This is a genomic window from Clostridium sp. YIM B02500 (genome assembly GCF_022324665.1).
GTDB classification, from domain to species: domain Bacteria; phylum Bacillota; class Clostridia; order Clostridiales; family Clostridiaceae; genus Clostridium; species Clostridium beijerinckii.
In genome coordinates this window covers 35423-57457 of sequence record NZ_JAKGTE010000002.1, presented here as the reverse complement: position 1 = coordinate 57457, position 22035 = coordinate 35423, and the positions used below count along the sequence as shown (strand labels likewise).

The window sequence follows — 22035 nt, the reverse complement described above, 5'->3', positions numbered from 1 at the left end:
AAAGTGGATACAACCTGCTGCTTAGAACCTTCAGCGATATTTCCATAGCTTTTCGGAATCAAAATATTTATGATTTCGGGAAGTTAACACATAAATATAGGTTTTAAAGTTGGGTATCTATAACATTATTTAAAGCAGTTATAGAATTTTAATTGGAGATGTATCTAAATTATGAATAACATGCTTTTAAGTCCTGAATTTTGGTTTATTGTCGGTATTCCAATTACTTTTTTACTTGGATCATTAGCTCACTTTGCATATGATTGGAGTGGTAAATCTGTTATAGTTGGTATTCTTACTCCTGTTAACGAAAGTATCTGGGAACATTTAAAACTTTCTACCTATCCTACTTTTATTTGGTATATACTAGGCATTTTGATATTTCGAGATAAAGTTAACTTGTATATCTGGGTCATATGCTCTGTTATTTCAGTTATTACTAGCTGTATTGTTATAACTTGTTTTTTCTATACCTACACAGGTGCTCTTGGAATACAATCATTATTTCTTGACATATTTTCATTATTTTTAGGACTTTCGATAGGTCAATGTTTATCTTTGCATATTTATAAATATGCAACATTAACTATGCTTCATTTTTATTTATCTATTATAATAGGTTCTTTAATAGTAATTTGCTTTACTCTTTTTACTTTTCTTCCTCCTAAATTGCCGATTTTTATGGACCCTATTACTAAGCAGTATGGAATTCATTAAAATAAATCTGCTTTATATGGATCAGCTTAATTTTAAACTGAAACTTAATTAATAAACTTATGCCCAAACTCTGATGCTTCCATAGGTTTTCCTATTAAATACCCTTGGATGAAATCACATTTAAGCTCGTTTAAGATTCTAAGCTGTTCTTTTGTTTCAATTCCTTCTGCAACAATTTTAATATCTAAACTATGCCCCATATTTATTATGGATTTGATAATAGTTAGATTTTTATAGTTTGTTTCCAAATTCATTATAAGGGATTTATCAATTTTTATTTTATCAATAGGCAATTTATTTACATAATTAAGAGATGAATAGCCTGTTCCAAAATCATCTAATGATATTTTTATTCCCATACTCTTAAATTGTTCCAATATGTTTATAATTGTTTCAAAATCCTCCATGGCCTCATCTTCAGTAACTTCTAGGTTCAGGTATTCAGGCGGCAGAGAATATGCCTCTAATATATTTTGAACGAGTGATACAAATTCAGGTTGCTTTAATTGAGAATAAGAGGTGTTTACTGATACACTAAATTCATGCGATCCAATTTCATTCCACTTTTTGCACTGTATACAAGCATTTTCTAACATCCAATTATCGATTGGTATTATTTCTCCTACACTTTTAGCTATAGGAATAAATTCTATAGGCGGAATAATTCTATCCCCTTGCTTCCATCTTATAAGCGCTTCTGAATTTAACACTTTCATTGACTTTAAATCCATAATAGGTTGATAATAAACCATAAATTCATTATTTGATAATGCTTTATTTAATTTCATCTTCATTTCTAATTTATCAATTGCTTTATGTTCCATTTTAGGTGAATATATAGCAAAGTCATAACCACCATTTTTCTTAACTTCATACATAGCTAAATCTGCATTGTTAATCAAAGTATCTGAATCTTCTCCATGCTCTTGGAATATACTTATTCCTATACTTGCTCCAAGAATTAAAGATTCTTCATTATAAGTAATTGGCTTTTTCAATTCATTTTGTATTCTTAGAGCGATTTCTTTAATGTATATATCAGACTCTACATTTTTCAATATAATTATAAACTCATCTCCACCAATTCTGCTAATTATATCCTGTGAACCTATAGAATCTTTCAATGTAGATGCTACTTTTTTAAGAACTTTGTCACCAACTTGATGTCCAAAATTATCATTTATATTTTTAAAATCATCTAAATCTATAAAAAGAATTGCAAATTTTTTATCTTTATTTTTTAATAGTTCATTAATATTTTCTAACATCATTTTTCTATTAGGAATTTCTGTGAGAGCATCATAATATACATAATGACGTATTTTTTCTTCTGCAAGTATCTTATCTTTTATTTGATCTACAAGTTTCGAATTTTTTCTTTCCAGTTTTAAAGTATATTTCTTTTCTATTTCTGCTATTCTCTTTCTTTCTGAAATATCATGTATCAAAATTACAATACCTAGTTTATCGTCATACTCATCATATATAACTGTACTTGATAATTCACATACAATGTATCCTTCATCTTTTTGTTGTAAATTAACCTCTACATTTCTCATATAACTATTTTCTATTATAGTATTAAAATCAATATTTTTATAAGATATTAAATCGCTGAACATCTTTCCTTCTAATTCTTTAAATTTATAATCTGTTATATTTGATGACGCTTCATTACAATTTTGGATTGCAAAATTCTCATCTAAAATAAATATTGGGTTCTTAACACTATTAAAAATGTATTCTGATAAATACTTCGAAGTAGTTAACATAAACCTGTGCTTACTTATTGCATAGCAAACACCACCCAAAGCTATAGTTCCACTCAAAACTGCTGAAGGAAAGACAAGAATTCCAAACATAGGTAAAATAATATCTGTTAATACCCCTATGGTAATACTTATAAAACATGTCCATAAAATAATTTTATTTTGCTTTCTTATCCTATTCTTTTTTGAATATCTCCCTCTATTAAATAGCATTACAAGACCTGATACATAAAAAATTATAGAACATATGCTGTATGCAATTTGACCAAATAAATTTGGAGCCACATCAATCCATCCATAAGGTCTTCTAATCATAGCTGAAGATGGTTCAACTATAATATTTAGCATAAATAATAATACTGCAGGAACGTGGGCTAAAATTATTATAATCCGATTGTATTTACTTTCTTTCTCATTATTTAATACAAATGCAAAATACAGCCAATAACCAGAAAAAAAACAATAACCAAAAATTGAAACAGCCCTCCAAAAAAAGGCTATATTCATATTTTCACAAGTCAGCATCATTGCATATCCAAATGCCCAAACAGCACAACACATGCTTAAATTTAAAAATATTTGATTAGCTTTTGATTTTTTGTCCATCCTGTATCCGTAAATACCTATAAACGAATAAAAAACGCAACATAACATTAATGAAATAAATAAACTAATATAAATAAAACCACCTCCGGCATAAAATATTTTAATAGATTTTTACTTTATATAATTATTGAGAAACTATAACTTAAATTTTATACGTTTCTAATAAATAATTTCATATTTCAACATTTTCTGTCATTATATCATTTTATTCTTAATTTCATAAATATTCAAGTTCTGTAAATCTATACACAATAAAAATATTCATCTTTTTACCAATAATTTTCATTTGCATACATAAGCTTCTACTAATGATTAGACTTTTTATTAGTGCATATATAAGTTCTAAATGATACACTCGCAGCTTATAAAACTATCTAACTTGCATCATCTAGTAGTTAAGGTAGGCTTTTATGAATTATACTTTTAAGAATATATTATATTCTTAAAATAAGATTACAATACATTAGATACAATAAATATAGAGGATTCCGATTTTTATAAACTTCAGCATCCTCTATTACTAATTCCATTTCTTAAATAGTATTATTTATCTTCTCAAATATATTTCACATTTTTTATTAGTGACTTGAAAACTCTCGTGAGTTTTTCCTAAACTCTGTTGGAGTCATACCCTTTTTAGCCAAAAATTGTTTTATAAAATATGTATCATATTCAAAGCCAGTGGCACGTGCAATTTCGTTTAAGCTCATATCAGTATGAGTCAATAGACTCTCAGAAACCTTTAAGCGGTATGCTAGTAAGTAGGCCATTGCTGTGCAACCACATATATCCTGAAAATTTTTATTTAGTGACACACGATTCAAATGAGCACATCTTGTTAAATCTTCCAATGTTATTTTATCAGAATAGTTTATATGTATATATTCTAAAACCAAATTAACAGGTGATTCTTCGCTATGGTGGTTTAGCTCTTCAATCAATCCAAGTATTTGTATTAAGTATTTTTTTATTCTACACACCCAAAGCGAGTCACTTTGTGCATATACTTCTGTTCCCATAATAAAAAACCACTCATATAATTTCAAATATATTTTCTCATCTACAGCATATACCCTAGTATGAATTTTATCTTTTCCCAAAAGTAAAAGACCAGTTTTTATTTTTAGATTAGTTGACAGATATCCAGTATTTTCTGAGAAATGAGCTGTATTAAAAAAATCTGGATGGAAACAAAATGATTGCGAAGATACATCTTGTTTTTCAAGAACTTGTATTTTATCCTCCATCGATAAACAAAGAATACTTGGAGCGACAATTTTTGCAGGGCGACCATTTAGTTGTAAATTCAGGCTTCCACTCGTAATAAAAGTTATAGTTAAACGCTCCTTATAAGGAAGACTTACAAAGTTTTCATTTGCAATAAATTCTATATATACAGTTCTATTCTTGTGACGATCCATTTGTGGCATAAGCATTCCTCCATTGGGTACATTAAAATAAATAATAAATTTAAATTACCATTTATATTTTCATTAATCAATAGCAAAATCTAAGACAAATGCTAAAAAAATCCCCATATCAAAAGTCGACGGCTCCACAGTCGCCTTTGAGATTTTGTTCTTGTTCTTTTACAAATAGTATAGTTAAAAGCTTCATTTATGACATTGTATCATATTTTCTAAATGGTAGACTATTATTAAGAATTAAAGAAAGTTATGCAAAATAAGTTTATTAATAACTTACTGTTCATAACTTATATGAAAGGAGAATTATTATGTCTATTAAAAAATTCAATATCCAAGTATCTGATGAGGTACTTAATGATTTAAAATACAGATTGGATCATATACGCTGGCCTGGACAGTTAGAAAACTCAAGTTGGGAACGAGGCACTAATATAAATTATTTAAAATCACTTGTTTCATATTGGAAGGATGAGTTTGACTGGCGTGCACAAGAAAAAGAATTAAACCGTTTTTCTCATTTTCGCTGTAATGTGGATGGGATAGATATTCACTTTATACACGAAAAAGGTAAAGGACCTAACCCTACCCCAATTATACTTACTCATGGATGGCCTGACAGTTTCATACGCTATCAAAAGATCATCACACTCCTTACTGACCCTGCAAGTTATGGTGGTGATCCTAATGATTCTTTTGATGTAATTATCCCTTCACTACCTGGTTTTGGTTTTTCTAGTGCTTCAAAACATAGTGGTATGAATAATTATCGTGTTTCTGAGCTTTGGGCAAAGCTAATGACTGAAAAACTTGGCTACAGTAAGTTTGCTGCTGCAGGTGGAGATATGGGTTCAGGTGTTACAAGATACTTAGCATTAAACCATCCAGAACTTCTAATAGGAATCCATCTAACTGATATTGGAATTATCAGAGATCTTATGATATCAGATGATACAGAGCCCTCAAAAGATGAATTGAATTATAAGAAAATTGCTTCAGAATGGATTTCAAATGAGGGAGGTTATATGTCTATTCAATCTACAAAACCTCAAACCATTGCCTATGGACTTTCTGACTCACCTGTGGGCCTAGCTGCATGGATCATAGAAAAATTTCTCAGTTGGAGTGATTTTAATGGGGATTTTAATAAAATCTTTACAAAAGATGAACTTCTCACTAATATAATGATCTATTGGGTCACAAATACCATAGGCTCATCAGCAAATGCATATTATGAAAATACACATTCATTGCCACCAATGGGACACATAGATGTACCAACAGGCATGGCTTTATTCCCAGCTGATGTATTGCTACCACCAAAAGAATGGGCTATGCGCAATCTAAATATCACCCGCTGGACTACAATGCCTAAAGGAGGACATTTTACGGCTATGGAAGATCCTGAACATTTTGCTGAAGAAATTCGTACATTCTTTAGAACTTATAGATAAGCCTAAACTTATTTAATTTTTCTATTGCTAAACCTCCCCTTATTCAATGATCACAAATGCTAATAAAATAGCTACTATTTTAAATATTAACATCGTGAATAGTAGCTATTTTATATACTTAACCTTATTTTTTCCAAAACTTCAGTAATTTAATACTTATCTTATCCGTCTTTATTGGCCTCTCCTCTAACCTAGTATTAACTAAAGAATAAACCACTGGAACAACTACGAATGTAAGGAAAGTAGCTGATGCAAGTCCAAATATTATGGTTACAGACATAGGTCCAAATAACGCACTTTTTGAAAATGCAAGTGGTATAAGACCTGTAATAGTTGCTACAGAACTTAGTATTATCGGCCTGAATCTTCGACTTACAGCATGCAAGCATGCTTCATCTATAGAAAGACCTTCTTTTCTTCCTTCAATTATATATTCCACAAGCAGAATACCATTTCTTATAACTACTCCAATTAAACTTATTATTCCCATTACAGCAGTTAAAGATAGCTGCATCTTAAATATGAGAAGCCCCGCTGTTACTCCTATTAATGATAGTGGAAGTGCACACATTATTATAAGTGGCTGTACAAAAGATTTAAATTGAACAAATAAAATCACATAAATTATTAGTATACACATAGCTGCAGCTATACCCAGACTTGTAAAATTCAAATCTATTTGATGTTTCTCACCATCATAAATAACATTTACGCCATCTATATCCATCTTATTTATTTCCGGACTTAATGCATTTTCTACGGTAACAGCATTATAACCAGTTTTTATATCGCTATATACTGTTACAGTTTTATCTTTCTTATAATGTTTTATTTGGTCTATCTGTGAATCAAGTTTTATAGTTGCTACTTCTGATAACAATACCTTGTTTTTTGCAAGGCTGGATTTCACTTGTAAGTTTTTTAAGTCTTCAACTGATGTAGCATTACTTTTAACTAGTATATCGTAATCACTTCCATTTTTTCTGTATACAGAAGCAGCATATCCTCTTATAGCAATGCTTATCTGCTTTTCTATATCAGATTTTAATAAACCATGCTGTACTGCCTTAGTACTATCTATATCTACTTCATATTGATAAGTCTTTTTTGCTGCATCATCTCTTACATTTGTAGTTCCTGGAATACCATTTAATTTTTCTTGTATTTGATCTGAAGCCGCATAAAGCTTATCTAAATCATCTCCTGTAAGTCTTATACGAATAGGTGCACCTGTTGGCATTGCTTGTTCCAAGAGTTTTACTGTTGCAGTACCTCCAGATATTTTACTATCTATTTGACTTTGTAAATACTCAGCTAATTCTTGTCTTGTACTGAACTTTTTGGTTTTATTTAGGTCTATATTCATCATAATTTGAGCTTTATCTTTTGCCGGTGCAAGAGGAGGTATAGTAATATAAAATTTAGGCACAGCACCACCTATGGCTGAAGTATAACTTGTAACATCTTCATCTGATTTTACTATATCTTCAACTTGTTTTACTAAATCACTCGTGCTGTCAATATTGTCCACCTTTTCATTAGCAACATCTATATAAAGAATGTCTTTATCTGCATAAGGAAAGAACTTCGTTCCTATTGAATTTAACAAACCTATGGATACTGCAAATAAACATAAACATATTATAATAATCTTTATTTTATTCTTAAGTCCGTAAGTTAAAAGTTTATGGAAAAACCTTTTGACTATACTTTCCTTCTCAACTTTTTTACTTTTTCTAAAAAATACAGATGCCATAGCAGGAGTTACAAACAGCGCTGATAAGTAAGAACATGCAATACATATCATTACTACCTGAGGCAAAGTTCTTAAAAATTCTCCTGCTCCACCAGGTATATTTAAAAGTGGTGAAAAAGCACCAATAATAATCAATGTCGATGTAAATACGGGCACAAATAATTTTTTAATACCATGAAAAGCAGCTTCATCTCCAGACATACCTTCATCAACACCTACCTGCACAACATCGCCTATTACAATGGCATCATCTACTAATATTCCAAGAGCTATAATAAGTGCTGTGGTAGACATTTCCTGGACTTTAATACCAAGAGCATTCATAGCAATAAATGACATAGCTATAGATATCGGAATTACTGCTGATACTACCATTGCATTTCTAAATCCCATTCCTATTAAAACGGTTATAACTACCAGAATTACACCATCTCTAAGGTTCTCCATAAAGAAAGAAACTGATTCATCTACCGCCTTAGGCTGAAAAGTAACTTGATCTATTTTTAAATCTGGTGGCAATTGTTTTTTTATCTCATCTAACTTTTTTGTTATATCCTTACCTATTAAAACTATATTTTTATTATCTTGAAAGTAACCGACAATTAATACGGAATTTTCTCCATTAGTAGTAAATTTATAATTTGAATCATCATCATACCCCATATAAACCTTTGCTATATCTTTAATCCTAATAGTTTGTCCAGTGTCAGTTGAAACATTTACCACTGTATCTTCTATCTCCTTAAGAGATGTAAAACTTCCAGGTGTCTCAACTTTTATTTTTCCTTCTTTTAAATTTAAAGACCCTGATGGAATATCTATATTTTGAGCTTTTAATACTCCACATATGTCTTCAAAAGAAATTGAATATTTGTTTATCTTATTTAAATCAACCTCCACTTTTACCTGATTATCTTGTTTACCCTTTATATCAAATCTTGAAATACCATTAACATTGCTTAGCTGCTTCTTTATATCATCTGCATAATTTCCCAATTGTTCATATGAATAATTATCTCCTGATACACTTAAAATCATACCAGCAGTCTCTGTAAGTTTCGTATTTATCTCACTATCTTGACATCCATCTGGGAGATCTGATTTTAAATCTTTTACCTTATCTCTCATATCACGCCATGCTTTCTCTTTATCAGCATCATTAGTTAAGAAAACAACAACTATTGAAGCATTATTTACAGAGTAAGACTCACAATAATCATAACCATCTATTTCTTCAACTTTTTCTTCAACTTTTTTTGAAACTAAACTTTCTATATCACTAGGAGAACCTCCCGGATAAATTGTTGTAATCATTGCTGCTGGAGATGAAACATCTGGCATTTCCTGCTTAGGAACAATATAATAGCAATAACATCCACTTAAAATAGCCATAGTTATTAGAAATATTACTATTTTTTTATTTTTTATAGCCGCTTTAATCAATCCCATAATTCATCCCCCTTTATTCTGCTGAAACCTGATATCCAGCTTTTATATTTTTCATCCCTTCAGTAATAAGGTTTTCTCCAACTTCTAATCCCTCTATGCATACTTCATTTTCATTTGTATCTCCTAAAGTTACATTTTTCCTAACAGCACGTCCATCTTCCACTGTATAAACATAATCTTGTCCATCATTCAAAATGCTGGTAATTGGAATCCATACACCACTCTTTTCTCCATTATCAATATAAACTTTCACAGATTGGCCTACGTAATATTTATCATTATCTATTGGATTTAAAATTTTGATTTCTGCGCTGTAAGTTCCACTTTGTTTATCAGGTGCTTGAACTATATTCATAATTTCTCCATCAGTAGTAGTGTCATCTATTTTAACTTCTGCTTTTGTTCCTACCTGTATTTTCTTTACATCATCATCAGATATTCCTGCAGTAACCACTTGATTGTCACTTCTAACTAAAATCACTGGATACCCAGCATCCTGCATTTCTCCTTCTTTGCAAAGAACATCTACTATATAACCATCTTCATCTGCTACAAGAGATGCATCTTGAACTAAATTAACCTTTGAATCATAATTAGCTTTTGCAGCATTTACCTGTGCCAATGCTGCTTGCTTATCCTCTTCCCTTGTTCCATTTTGAAGCTGTGTCAATGTTTCCTTTGCTGCATTTAACTGACTTTCACTACCATCTAATTTAATTTTAAGATCGTTAACCTGCTGCTCAGTAGCAGCCTTTATTTGAAATAATCTAACAGTTTTATCATATAAGTCCTTGCAGTAATTATACTCATCCTGAGCGTTTTTCAGTGCTATTTCAGCTTTGTTTATATCTTCAGCTTGTGCCCCATATACTGCTTTGTCATACTGAGCTTGCGCTGCATCCATTTGAGCTTTTGCTGCGTTTTCCGCCAAGTTTAAATCACTTTTATCTAAATCAACAAGGTTGTCTCCTTTTTTCACCTGTTGACCTTTTACAACATATATTTTTGAAATTTTAGCTGGACTTTTGAAGGAAAGCTTTCTTACTTCACTTCCTCCTGTTATACCCTCATATTCTAAATCACTTGAATGGCTTTGATTTTGAAGTTCTACTGTTTTTACTGGATAAGTTTTTGCATCTACTTTTTTATCATTTTTACTGCATCCACTTAATATTGTAAAATTTAAAATTACCAAACAAATAGCTATTATCTTCTTATTCATATATCCTCCTTATATTCACCATATCGTACATGAAACATGATATTTATTGAGTTCATTTTCCTGAATAATTTTTATTTATTGAAAAAATTTATTAGTTGCTTAATATCCATGGCTTTTGAATACTATCTCTCAAGTTATTATGAATATAAACAAGTTTTCTTAAAGAAGTATCCAATTCTTCACTTGCTACAACTTGTTTTTCATAATCATTTTGAAGCATTAAGCCCATATCTACTTGAGCTTTTGCAAATCTAAGTTTAGTATTTGTTGAATTAACCTGTTCCTTTAAGTTATCTATTTTATTTTCAATCTCAAGAAGCGTTGAATAATTTTGTTTTAATATATTTTTAAGATTCTTTTTTGTATCATCTAACTTAACTTTTGATTCATCGTAACTGTATTTACCATCTAGGTAAGCTTCATAATTCTTAAGATCTGCATAATACTTTAATTCTTTTTGTTCATATGCTATTAACGACAAAGCAAGCCCACCAGAATCTAATGTAGAATTACCATTCGCATCAGTTGTAACATAATCGGATTGTTTAGGTGCTATTGGTATCTCTTTATTCATAATGTCTTTTATTCCTTCATCCTTCAAATCTTTCAGATAGTCCTTAGTTAAATCTAATATTTTATCATCATATTCAAAATAGCTGTTAAGCTTATCATCTATATACTCCTCAACTGAACCATCTATTTTAAATTTTTCATAATCCATATCATAATCAAGTATGTAAGTATTCTTTAAATCTAAATCAGTTAACACTTTGAAATAATCTTTAGCATCACTTAAGGCATTTTCCTTTGCTGTTATGTCATCTTGTAGTGATTTTAATTCAACCTCAGCATCAGTAACTTGGTTTTCGGTTGCCATTCCGAGCGACAGCTTTCCTTTTAAATAAGTTAAATCATTTTTCTTCAATTCCAAGTTTCTTTTTGATTTATCTATATCAATTTGCTTTAGAACCATATCATTGTATTTATTGGTGATATCACTCGATATTTGATCCTCCATGAAATCCCTTGATTGTTTTGTCTGCTTTTCCTGCAATTCAAGTTTATCGTAAGGATAATCATATACATCACTGGAGTAATTATCTCCTGCTAAGGATTTATTAAAATCAGTGCTTTTTTCTTGAAGATCCTCTTTATTTCGATAATAGGTTATTTGTTTCGATTTTAAAGCAAATTTATCACTATTACTTATTGCCGCATTTATTGCATCAGTTAGTTTTAAAACTCTCTTATCTACATCATCATGTATACCTTGTCCAACACTTACGTTTCCCCCCCTATTAGTATGATTTTGCGCTTGTTTTGAGATATTTTCACTTTCGGTAGATGTAGATTCTGTTGCAAATACTGGTGCAGTGCTACTATTTATAATACTTACTAAAATTCCAACAGCAATCAGATTTTTTATATTTCGTCTCATTAATATCCACCTCTTCATTATTAAAATATTTAAATATAGTTTTATATTCTACACATGTATACAAACTTTACAGGTGTACAACAAATACTATATACTGTTGTATGAGGGTTATCAAGAAACAATAACCTTAAACTATATAGTTAATCTGCACAATTACATATGTGTAGATTATTTCCTTAGGAGGAACTTATGACCAATAATAAAACTCTTGATTTAAGAATAAGAAGGACACATAAATTATTATTTGATGCTTTAACACTTTTACTTTCTGAAAAAAGCTTCGATAATATCACCATTACTGATATCTGTGAGAAGGCAATGGTCCATAGAACTACCTTTTATAAACATTTTGAAGATAAATATCATTTGCTTGATTCTTTAATTAGTCAATTAGTCCAAAACTTTGAAGAAAAAAGCACTGAACAGACTCCAGTTGATAATCCAAGGCAATACTATGTAAATTTATTTAGACTTCTATTAGAACATATGCAAGAAAATATAAAGATGTATTCAGTCGGCCTATTAAATAATGGTTCCACAATAAAAGTACTTCAAAAAATAGTAGTCGGACGTACAAAATCTAGATTGGAAAGTGACGAAGCTAATGGATTAATATTTTTAATCCCTGCACCAATTCTTTCAGAATTTTATTCTTCTTCAATGGTTAGTTTAGCTATTTGGTGGCTTGAAAACAATATGCCTCTAAGTATTGATGAAATGGTTAAATATGGGGATATGTTGATTGACAAATTAGATACAACTGATAAATAGACAGGAATTCTATCTGCTAAAACAAAATCTTATTTCTTAAATGAAACTTCATCTATTGTGCAAGGCTAAAAAGCTCAAGTTAATTTAATCTTTAAACCTATATGTTTACCCATTTGGGTCTTCAATTATAAGAACATCAATTTAAATTCTAGGAGGTTTTAGTTATGGAATATATTTTACTTAAATTTGAAATTACTAAATAGCTAAAATTCCAAAGCAAAAAATAAGCTGCTTCTTTATCTTATTCCTTTTACCCTTCATTAATAAAAGCGTTCTAGTCTATTAAAAGTGCTTAACACCTTATAGAACTAGAACGCTAATTAGTAACTTATGCTATTATTCTATATTTCCGTACTTATCTTTTGCAAGCTCAATAAATTCTTTTAGTGCTTGAGATACATACCGATTTTTTTGGTATCCAATACCTAATGTGCCATGAGTTTTGTTGTACTTCAGATGATAAAGATTAACTCCAGTAATTGTACTCTTATCGAATATTAGATCCTTATTATTCATTAGAGTTTTTGGATAAAAAGTAATTCCCATCCCTTTAACTGAAAGCGCCAATACTGTTTCAATGCTTTCTGTCTCCAATATAATATTAGGTTTTATTTCTTTTTCATTAAACATTTCATCTGCAATAATTCTAACTCTATTTTTAGTATTAACCATTAGAAATGGGCAATCTTTTAGTAGTATAATGTCCATATCTTTTTCAAGTTTTTGTTTTACTTCCTTATAATTGTTAGGAAAATATTTTACTAATATATTATCTGGAACAACCATAAGAACTTCTTCATTACAAAGCGGAACCATCTCTACATTCTCAACATTAAAAGGTAACATTCCTATTATTAAATCTACGTCACCTTTTAATAACGCAGCATCTAGTTCCTTTGAGTTTCCTTCAAGTAAATGTAGATTAATATTAGGAAACTTTTCATTATAATAAGGAAGAATTTCTGGCAAAAAGGCTCGTCCTCTTGTATGTGAAGCTCCAATAAACAGATCTCCACGTTTGAAATCTTTAATATCTGCCAATTCTTTTACTGACTGCTCTTTTAAATCCAAAATTCTTGCGGCATTTTTCACTAAACTTTTCCCCGCTGGTGTCAATGTTAATGGCACTGTCCGATTAAATAATTCAACTCCCAAATCATTCTCCAATTTTGAAATATGAGAACTTAATGACTGTTGAGAAATAAACAATTTTTTTGCCGCTTTTGTAAAATTCAGCTCTTCCGCTGCTATTAAAAAATACTCTAAATTAAGAAAATTCATCATAACGTAACACTACTCTACCTTGTATTTAATATAAATATATTTCATATATTGCATCTATTTATCATCAAACGTCTTTACTTTCCTATGATACTATCTTCAAACTATATTAGTTAATCTTCTAAAATATTATATTCTTTTAAAGCTCTTTAGGAATTAGTACGCTTAATAACGCTTCTATTTTATCATATACTTCTTTTTCCTTGCAATCCAGTGTTTCCCTATAAATTTATTTAATTTAGTATTCTCCGGTAGAGATTTAAATTTATAAATAAATTTCTGTTTTAACAATTGTTCTTTCGTTCTCTAGCACATCGTTTTAGATATCATCTCTAAGTCATATTTTTTGCTTAAAGATTCTTATATACTTCTGCTAAATGCTTTGTTAACTTTGTATTTTCTTTATAATCAACCTGACAATCAATAATTACTGGCACATCTTGCTTAAAGGCTTCCTCTAAAATTGGTATTAAGTCTTCTGATTTTTCTACTCTATATCCTTTTGCATACATACTTTCCGCCATTTTAACAAAGTCTGGATTTGTGAATTCTACATAGCAGCTCTTACCGTACTGATCCTCTTGTTTCCATTTTATTAACCCATAATTTTTATCGTTAAAAATTAAAACTACAATTGGAGTACCTATACGCAGTGCTGTTTCTATTTCCTGATTATTCATCATAAAGCCGCCATCACCAACAATTGCTAAAACTTTCTTACTAGGATTTATTAATTTTGCTGCAATTGCACCTGGAACTCCTATTCCCATTGTTGCAAAACCATTAGAAATTATACAGGTGTTTGGCTCATAACAGTTATAGTGCCTTGCTATCCACATCTTATGCGCCCCAACATCTGAAACCACAATATCATGGGGTCCCATAACTTTTCTCACATCACTTAAAATTTTCTGAGGTTTCATTGGAAAACTTTCATCATCTGCATAGATTTGATGTTCATTAACCATTTTTTCTTTGATTTTTAGTGCATCAACTGGCTCTTCTTTTCTAGATGTTCTTCTCATTATATTATATAAAGCATCTGAAATATCACCAACTACTTCAACTATTGGCTGATAAAGCTTATTGATGTGTGATGGTCTTGTATCAACATGAACAATTTTAGTATCTCCATTTACATTCCATTTTGCTGGTGCATATTCTACAATATCATAGCCAATTGTAACTACTAAATCAGCATCCTCAATAACTTTATTTACATAATCTTTCTGTGGAATTCCTATTGTCCACATTGAATACAAATTATCAAAAGGAATTATTCCTTTTGCCATCATAGTATTTATTACTGGAATCTTTAAATTACTTGCGAATTCTGTAACTGCTTTTGCAGCATTATTCCGAATCGCTCCACTTCCAGCTAAGATAACTGGATTTCTTGCTTTAAATATCTCACTTGCAGCTTCTTCTATTGATGCTAAGGCTGCATATTCTTTTGGTGGAATTTTCTTTTCTAATGGTTTTTCACAAATACTTACAGGCATCTTTGAAATATTTACAGGTAAGTCTATATGACAGGCTCCAGGTTTTTCGCTTTCAGCATATTTGAAAGCAATTCTTACAATTTCATTTACTGTATCTGGTCTAACAATTTGCTTACTTCTCTTAGTAATTGGTTCAAACATTTTACAAAGATCTAAAAATTGATGCGATGTTATATGCATTCTTTCAGTTCCAACCTGTCCAGTAATTGCAACTACAGGGGCACCATCGCTATGTGCATCTGCTACTCCTGTTACTAAATTGGTTGCCCCTGGACCAAGTGTTGATAAGCATACTCCTGCTTTACCTGTTAACCGTCCATATAAATCAGCCATAAATGCAGCCCCTTGTTCATGACGAGTCGTAATAAACTTAATACTTGACCCTTCAATAGCATTCATTACTTCTAAGTTTTCTTCTCCTGGAATTCCAAAAATATATTCTACTCCTTCTGCTTCCAAGCATTTAACTAACAGCTGTGCTGTATTTAATTGAACCTTTTCATTTTTTTCTGTCCCCATAATAAACATCCTCTAATCTATATATTTTAGTATTATGCTTAATGCATTAATATTTTCTCAAACATCATACTTCAATTAAAAATATTTTTCCAACAACTTTTTTCCTATTTAATTACAATAAAATGGTTGTGATAAAATGAGGAAAATCAAATAATTTATTTAACAGCTGTTTTGTTGTAGTTGTACAATAAAAAATTTGTTTGAATAATATTTAGAATAATGATAAAATTGTTTTGGTAAATATGTTTAATCTTAAATAAATTCTTGAAAAAATTTATTTTTTATGTAAGATTATAATCAAATAGCAAGACAATGGAGTCATTTATTAAAGTGGCTCCTTTTTTATATTTATTCTTTTTAACTTACAGATGTTAATAAAAAACTTAATATAAGAATTATTTTAAGGGGGAATAGCTTATTAATCCCTCCAGATGGCAATCCAATTATTCTTTTAGCCGATAGGCGACAGCTTGGGGATATCCGAAGATCGCTCATGTTGAATCTGTGGATATACAAAAAATAGTTCAGCTGAAACCTAACGCTAAAATTACATTTAAGAAAATCACATTAAAGAAAGATGAAAAACTATATTTAAATAGAAAAAGGCAGATTACTTTGCCATCAGCATCGTAATCTACCTTTAATTTATTTTACTTTAATTAGATTAATCCATTCTTTTGTAGAAAATCTACAGCAACATCTTTAGGATCTTTTTTTAATTCATCTACTTCATAGTTTAATTCGCTCATTACATCATTATTAAGTAAATCTCCTACTTCCTCTACAAGCGGTTGTATTTCAGGATATTTCTTTAATGTCTCAGCTCGTACAACTGGAACCGCATAATATGGAGGGAAGAAGTTTTTATCATCTTTTAAAACACTTAAATCATATTTTTTTAATAATCCATCTGTTGAAAATGCATCTATAACATCACTTTCTTTATTCATTAATGCCGCATACCTAGGACTACCATCTATGCCTACAGTATTCTTAAAATTCAAATTATATTTTTTAGCTAAACCTACTAATCCATCTTCTCTATTAAGAAATTCTAAGGTTGTAGTTGCAGTAATGTCACTTGAAACTTTAGATAGGTCACTTATTGTTTTAAGATTATATTTTTTAGCAGTTTCTTTCGTTACGGCAAGTGTATAGGTATTATTAAATCCCATTTGTTTTAACACTTCTATATTATACTTATCTTTAAAATCTTTTTTTACTGTATTATAAACTTCTTCTACATCTGATATTGGTTTATACTTTAATTCATCTCCATAGGCTGTACCCGTATAATCTACAGACATATCAACATCTCCATTTTGCATAGCTGAAAATATAACCTGAGTACCACCTAATGCAAATTTACGATTAACTGAAATATCTGTTTTTCTTTCGATAAGCTCTGATAATATATTTCCTAAAATCTCTTGTTCAGTAAAGTCCTTGCTTCCAATTGTAATAACTTTTTTATTAGAAATCTTTTTAGATAATCCACTTACTGCAAAAATCCCAATAAGTACACATGCAGTGGCTGCTAATATACACTTTTGTATTTTTCTAGCTCTTATTTTTGCTTCTTTGGATTTATTATTAGCTTTTTGTAAACTGATTGGCGTAACAAGTTTTTCTACAATACTAAATAATCCATCTACCAATAAGGCTAATATACATGCTGGGATTGCTCCTGCTAAAATTTGATAATTGTTAACAGTTCTTATACCAGAAAAGACTAAATATCCTAGACCACCGCCACCAATGAAGGCTGCCATGGTCATAAGTCCTACAGCTGTAACTGCTGAAATTCTTATTCCTGACATTATTACAGGCAGCGCTAATGGAATTTGAACCTTAACTAAAACTTGAAATTTAGTAAGTCCTATTCCCTTAGAAGCCTCTAGCATATCTGGATTAATATTATCAATTCCTGTTGTTGTATTTTTTATTATTGGCAATAATGAGTATAGTACCACCATTACAATTGCTGGTGGTGTACCTATCCCTAAAAACGGTATTGCAAATCCTAGTAACGCCATACTTGGAATTGCTTGTACAACACTAGCTATTCCTAAGATTGGCTTATTTAGTTTTTTCACATAGCTTGTAAGAATTCCTAGTGGCATACCAATTATTATAGCTATCCCAACTGATAATGCTGTAAGCTTAATGTGTTCAAGCAGTAATGTAATTATCTGATCTCTTGATGTAAATATATAATTTAAAAATTCGTTCATACTAATTCACCTCTTCCATATCTAAGAACTGACTGCTTAGAGTTGTTACCAAGCTACTTTTGGTAATTATACCTTTTAAAACTCCAAGGTCATCAAGAACAGGCACTTGTCCTATTTTATGTTCCTTTACAAGTTCAAGAATATCTATAATTGAATCATCAGGCTGTACGTTTATAAATTTATTATTCATTATCTCTTCAACAGGAATATTTCTATCAGTTTTATTTTGAATCTGCTTTGCTGTAATAATTCCTAAAAGATAACTTTCTCTATCTATAACCATTAAACTATCAACTTTTGAACTTCTCATTTTTTCAATACATCTTAAAAGTGATGCATTTTTAAAACAAACAACAGGATGGTCAATCATTATATCCTTAGCTCTTATAAATTCTGGTGAAGACCATATTCTATTCTTTCCTATAAATTCACTTACAAAATCGTTTATAGGATTTTTAAGTATATTTTCAGGCGTATCATATTGCACAATCTCACCTTTATTCATTATACAAATCTTATCTGCTATTTTTATTGCTTCATCCATATCATGAGTTACAAAAACAATAGTTCTTTTTAATTTACTTTGTAAATCAATTAACTCTTCTTGAAGCTGAACTCTAGTGATTGGGTCCAAAGCACTAAAAGGCTCGTCCATTAAAATTATTTCTGGATTAGTAGCAAAGGCTCTTGCAACTCCTACTCTCTGCTGCTGCCCACCACTAAGTTCTGTTGGATATCTATCTAAAAAGTCATTGCTATTTAATCCAACCATATCCATAAGTTCAAGAGTTCTTTTTTCTATACTTGCTTTGTTTAACTTTTCAACTTTAGGAATCATCTCAATATTTTCTCTAATTGTAAGATGCGGAAACAATCCTGTCTGCTGTATTACATATCCAATATTTCGTCTAAGTTTTATCACATCTTTTGATGCAATGTCTTCTCCATTAATAAAAATCTTACCTGACGTTGGCTTAATTAACCTATTTATCATTTTTAAGGTTGTGGTCTTTCCACATCCACTTGATCCTATAATAGCAACAAGCTCTCCTCTATTTATCTTTAGTGTAATATCCTTGAGTATTGTTTTGTTTTTAAAATCTTTGCGAATATTTTTAAATTCTATCAAAAATTCCACTCCCTTTCTGTTAACAACTTTATATCTACACACAAGTTGTTACTTTTTATAGTTTTAGTAACAACTTAATTGTAATATAAGGTTGTTACTTTTGTCAAATTTGAACTTTTTTGCTTTTTGTGTTATAGAGCTTCACGTTGAAAATCTGAGATACTACAAAGAGCGAAATTAGATAAATATTGATAAACTCTTGAATCATAACATTCAATAAGCATTGGAAGTGAGCTGTTATATATTTAATTTTGATTTGGATTAAGATTTTTCACGCTAAAATTATAACGGGTAATATATTAACCATTTTTATAATCTAAATGGTTAATATATTACCCGTTACAAATTAATTCAGAGATATATTATGGATATAAGAATTTATTTACTCTCTCATAGCAGCTTTCATCACCGACAAAATAAAAAATATCATTATCACGTAACACAGCATATGGTCCTGGCGACATTTCTAGGCATCCATTTCTTTTGATACATACAATTGTTGCAGAGGTATTATGCCAAAAATTAATTTCAGCTACATTTTTATCTATGTATGGAGTTTCCTTAGTTATACGTATTTCAAATGGTATGAATGGATTTATAGACTTAAATCTATCAGTTCTATCTAACAAATCAATTATTTGTTCTCTTAATAGATCATTTTCTTTTTTCTGCTCTTCTAATTTATCTAATATATCATTTCTTAAATCATTAACCGTCTTAACATCATTATACTGCTTGATAAATTTCATAGCATTTTCAGTTGATTTTATTATTACACCACTGCCCTTATTGGCATCTACAATATCCACATCTGCAAGTATTGCTATAGCTCTTCTAGCCGTTTCTGCTGAAACTCCATATTGACTTGCAAGTACAGAACGCGCATATATTTTTTCACCAACTTGATAATGTCCACTTGCTATTTTCGAAGCAATATCTGTGGCAATCTGCTGATAAACAGGACTAACTATTCTTATTTTTTTTTCCATCTTTTCTTCTATCCTCTTATTAAAATTAGATTTAAATACCTTTGAAAATATTACGGAATACTTTCAAAGGTATTTTATCATATATTTTTATTTTCTGCTATTCTTCTTAATTTATCATAACCTAACTTCATATAATTTATAAAATACTGAGAATCAAAACCTTATAAATTAAAGCCTATATAAATAACAAAAAATTTTCAAAACTACAATATTAAGTTTTATTTAAAAGTCCTAAATTCATACCCTTGGCTCTTTAAATAATCTATTATTCCTGGTAATGCTTTAGCTGTTTCTTCTTTACCATATGTGTCATGCATTAATAGTACTACTTTTGTCTTGTTTCCAACAGTCTTCTTAACCTCTTCTGTTAATTGATCTGCATTTTTATGAGGACCTTCTGCATCTTTTGATAATGCATTCCAATCTACATAATGATAATCTTTTTCCTTCATTATTTTATCTACTTCTCCAGTATTTTTCCAAGACATATGTCCCCCTGGAAATCTAATAGCCCTTGTAGAAAAATCTTCTCCTAACACTTTCTTTAAAGACTCATTAGTTTTATTAATCTCCGACATGAAGTTATTTGTGTTGACACTTCCATTAGGATATAAGTACTTGTAATTATGTGAATACGAATGATTTCCTATAGCATGTCCTTCTTCAACTTCCTGCTTTAACAAATTTTTATTAGCTTCACTTTGATCTATTGCTTTTCCAAGAACAAAAAAAGTTGCTTTTACATTTTCGTCCTTAAGAGTCTTTAATATTGATGGAGTATTAGTTTCAGATGGTCCGTCATCAAAAGATAAGTAAACGACTTTTTTACCATCAGTATCTTCAATTTTCTGCCCTTTTGCTTGTTGAGTTAAAAATTTCTCTACAGATGCAACATCATCAACATTAGAATCACTTTGTACTTCAGCGTTTGTATCATCTTCTTTGGTTTTATTAGCTTCATCATCTTGCTTTGACACAACAGCCTCATTAGATGCAAGTGCTTGTACATTTTTATCCTTTGAAAAAAATTTATCATCTATTATAGATGTAGCCAAACCTCCTAATGCCACAATTATAATAGTTAAAATTAATATTCTCTTTCTTCGTATGCGAACATTTCTGTTATATCTGCTATATCTGTAATTGTTTCTCATTTCCTTATCCCCTCGTATTTCTTAGTATATTTATTGCAAAAATAATTCTTCATCATAATTCTAAAAATATCACAAAAATTTTAGCTGTAATTATAAGCTATGAACTGTGCATTGTGAATTGCAACATATATAATATCTTTCCATAATTATCATTTAACTACTAAAAATTATACCTCATTATATGAGAAAATTGTATCATATAACAATAATCGCCAAAATATTTTTTATTTCGTGCAAAAACCAACACTTCAATAACTCATATCAATATTTTAATTTAAAATACTTAATTATTTGTAACAAAAATATTACAATTTATTAACTTGGTTATTTGCCGTAATATATTGCAAGAATTTTAACAGTAATTGTGAAATATGTATTGTAAATTTCACCATATAGATATTCAAAACAAAGCTTAGACTTGTGCAATAACTTACCGAGAGGAAAGGTACTCTGTTGTTTCGGTTACTGAGAATATGCTGAGGCTTTCTAACATCATAAGTTGCACCATTTCAGCATGTTCCCGAGCAAGCTCGTGACAAGCAAAACAGGAACAAATTTGCATCTAATTTCTAGTATAATTCACAAAGATTAAAGTGTAGGGATATCTATATATTACTAAAA

At 29.9% G+C, this 22035-nt stretch carries 14 protein-coding genes and 1 pseudogene; 4 read left to right on the top strand and 11 right to left on the bottom strand.

All coding sequences use genetic code 11. The annotated features are described in order from the left end of the window. The first annotated feature begins 171 nt into the window (after window positions 1-171). Window positions 172-717 carry a DUF6512 family protein gene (locus L1S46_RS01480; RefSeq protein WP_236897688.1) on the top strand — a complete coding sequence of 182 codons (546 nt, stop codon included), beginning with the start codon at window positions 172-174 and terminating at the stop codon, window positions 715-717. Between the two features lie 44 nt (window positions 718-761). On the opposite strand, the gene L1S46_RS01475 is transcribed toward L1S46_RS01480, so the two are convergent. Both L1S46_RS01475 and L1S46_RS01470 read right to left on the bottom strand, forming a co-directional pair. After that, window positions 762-3140 carry an EAL domain-containing protein gene (locus L1S46_RS01475; RefSeq protein ID WP_236897686.1) on the bottom strand — a complete coding sequence of 793 codons (2379 nt, stop codon included), beginning with the start codon at window positions 3138-3140 and terminating at the stop codon, window positions 762-764. Between the two features lie 530 nt (window positions 3141-3670). Beyond that, window positions 3671-4522 (bottom strand): AraC family transcriptional regulator, encoded by an 852-nt coding sequence (locus L1S46_RS01470; RefSeq protein WP_238898951.1) that lies wholly within the window; start codon window positions 4520-4522, stop codon window positions 3671-3673. Window positions 4523-4827: 305 nt separating this feature from the next. On the opposite strand from L1S46_RS01470, the gene L1S46_RS01465 reads away from it, so the two are divergent. Then, entirely contained in the window at window positions 4828-5970 is a 1143-nt protein-coding gene (locus L1S46_RS01465) for an epoxide hydrolase family protein (protein ID WP_236897682.1), read from the top strand. 124 nt (window positions 5971-6094) lie between these two features. Here the strand turns inward: L1S46_RS01465 and L1S46_RS01460 are convergent, their stop codons facing one another. From L1S46_RS01460 to L1S46_RS01450, 3 genes are all read right to left on the bottom strand, one after another. Continuing rightward, a complete protein-coding gene (locus L1S46_RS01460; protein WP_236897680.1) occupies window positions 6095-9175 on the bottom strand; it encodes an efflux RND transporter permease subunit in 3081 nt (1026 codons plus the stop codon). A gap of 13 nt (window positions 9176-9188) precedes the next feature. Continuing rightward, window positions 9189-10397, bottom strand: a complete 1209-nt coding sequence (locus L1S46_RS01455; protein ID WP_236897677.1) for a biotin/lipoyl-binding protein — start codon at window positions 10395-10397, stop codon at window positions 9189-9191. Window positions 10398-10488: 91 nt separating this feature from the next. After that, window positions 10489-11835 (bottom strand): TolC family protein, encoded by a 1347-nt coding sequence (locus tag L1S46_RS01450; protein WP_236897669.1) that lies wholly within the window; start codon window positions 11833-11835, stop codon window positions 10489-10491. 189 nt (window positions 11836-12024) lie between these two features. Here L1S46_RS01450 and L1S46_RS01445 point away from each other — a divergent pair, with 189 nt between their 5' ends. Beyond that, window positions 12025-12606, top strand: a complete 582-nt coding sequence (locus L1S46_RS01445; protein ID WP_077856203.1) for a TetR/AcrR family transcriptional regulator — start codon at window positions 12025-12027, stop codon at window positions 12604-12606. Between the two features lie 336 nt (window positions 12607-12942). Here the strand turns inward: L1S46_RS01445 and L1S46_RS01440 are convergent, their stop codons facing one another. Together L1S46_RS01440 and L1S46_RS01435 are read right to left on the bottom strand one after the other, a co-directional pair. Next, entirely contained in the window at window positions 12943-13890 is a 948-nt protein-coding gene (locus L1S46_RS01440; protein ID WP_236897667.1) for a LysR family transcriptional regulator, read from the bottom strand. A gap of 347 nt (window positions 13891-14237) precedes the next feature. Further along, window positions 14238-15908, bottom strand: a complete 1671-nt coding sequence (locus tag L1S46_RS01435; protein WP_236897665.1) for an acetolactate synthase large subunit — start codon at window positions 15906-15908, stop codon at window positions 14238-14240. Between the two features lie 412 nt (window positions 15909-16320). Between L1S46_RS01435 and L1S46_RS01430 the strand changes: the two are divergent. Next, window positions 16321-16541 (top strand): annotated as a pseudogene (locus tag L1S46_RS01430) (KipI antagonist); the annotation flags it as partial. 26 nt (window positions 16542-16567) lie between these two features. Here the strand turns inward: L1S46_RS01430 and L1S46_RS01425 are convergent. The 4 genes from L1S46_RS01425 to L1S46_RS01410 form a co-directional block, all read right to left on the bottom strand. Continuing rightward, window positions 16568-18142, bottom strand: coding sequence for a glycine betaine ABC transporter substrate-binding protein (locus L1S46_RS01425; RefSeq protein WP_236897662.1), 1575 nt, complete (start codon window positions 18140-18142; stop codon window positions 16568-16570). Window position 18143: 1 nt separating this feature from the next. Beyond that, entirely contained in the window at window positions 18144-19271 is a 1128-nt protein-coding gene (locus tag L1S46_RS01420) for an ABC transporter ATP-binding protein (RefSeq protein ID WP_236897660.1), read from the bottom strand. A gap of 362 nt (window positions 19272-19633) precedes the next feature. Beyond that, window positions 19634-20260, bottom strand: coding sequence for a GntR family transcriptional regulator (locus L1S46_RS01415; protein ID WP_017212945.1), 627 nt, complete (start codon window positions 20258-20260; stop codon window positions 19634-19636). Window positions 20261-20478: 218 nt separating this feature from the next. Next, a complete protein-coding gene (locus L1S46_RS01410) occupies window positions 20479-21414 on the bottom strand; it encodes a polysaccharide deacetylase family protein (RefSeq protein ID WP_236897658.1) in 936 nt (311 codons plus the stop codon). Between the last annotated feature and the right edge of the window lie 621 nt (window positions 21415-22035).

Coding starts and splice junctions, on each gene's coding strand:
- L1S46_RS01480 (WP_236897688.1), top strand. CDS start 172: ATGAATAACATGCTTTTAAGTCCTGAATTTTGGTTTATTGTCGGTATT.
- L1S46_RS01475 (WP_236897686.1), bottom strand. CDS start 3,140: ATGTTATGTTGCGTTTTTTATTCGTTTATAGGTATTTACGGATACAGG.
- L1S46_RS01470 (WP_238898951.1), bottom strand. CDS start 4,522: ATGCCACAAATGGATCGTCACAAGAATAGAACTGTATATATAGAATTT.
- L1S46_RS01465 (WP_236897682.1), top strand. CDS start 4,828: ATGTCTATTAAAAAATTCAATATCCAAGTATCTGATGAGGTACTTAAT.
- L1S46_RS01460 (WP_236897680.1), bottom strand. CDS start 9,175: ATGGGATTGATTAAAGCGGCTATAAAAAATAAAAAAATAGTAATATTT.
- L1S46_RS01455 (WP_236897677.1), bottom strand. CDS start 10,397: ATGAATAAGAAGATAATAGCTATTTGTTTGGTAATTTTAAATTTTACA.
- L1S46_RS01450 (WP_236897669.1), bottom strand. CDS start 11,835: ATGAGACGAAATATAAAAAATCTGATTGCTGTTGGAATTTTAGTAAGT.
- L1S46_RS01445 (WP_077856203.1), top strand. CDS start 12,025: ATGACCAATAATAAAACTCTTGATTTAAGAATAAGAAGGACACATAAA.
- L1S46_RS01440 (WP_236897667.1), bottom strand. CDS start 13,890: ATGATGAATTTTCTTAATTTAGAGTATTTTTTAATAGCAGCGGAAGAG.
- L1S46_RS01435 (WP_236897665.1), bottom strand. CDS start 15,908: ATGGGGACAGAAAAAAATGAAAAGGTTCAATTAAATACAGCACAGCTG.
- L1S46_RS01425 (WP_236897662.1), bottom strand. CDS start 18,142: ATGAACGAATTTTTAAATTATATATTTACATCAAGAGATCAGATAATT.
- L1S46_RS01415 (WP_017212945.1), bottom strand. CDS start 20,260: ATGGAAAAAAAAATAAGAATAGTTAGTCCTGTTTATCAGCAGATTGCC.
- L1S46_RS01410 (WP_236897658.1), bottom strand. CDS start 21,414: ATGAGAAACAATTACAGATATAGCAGATATAACAGAAATGTTCGCATA.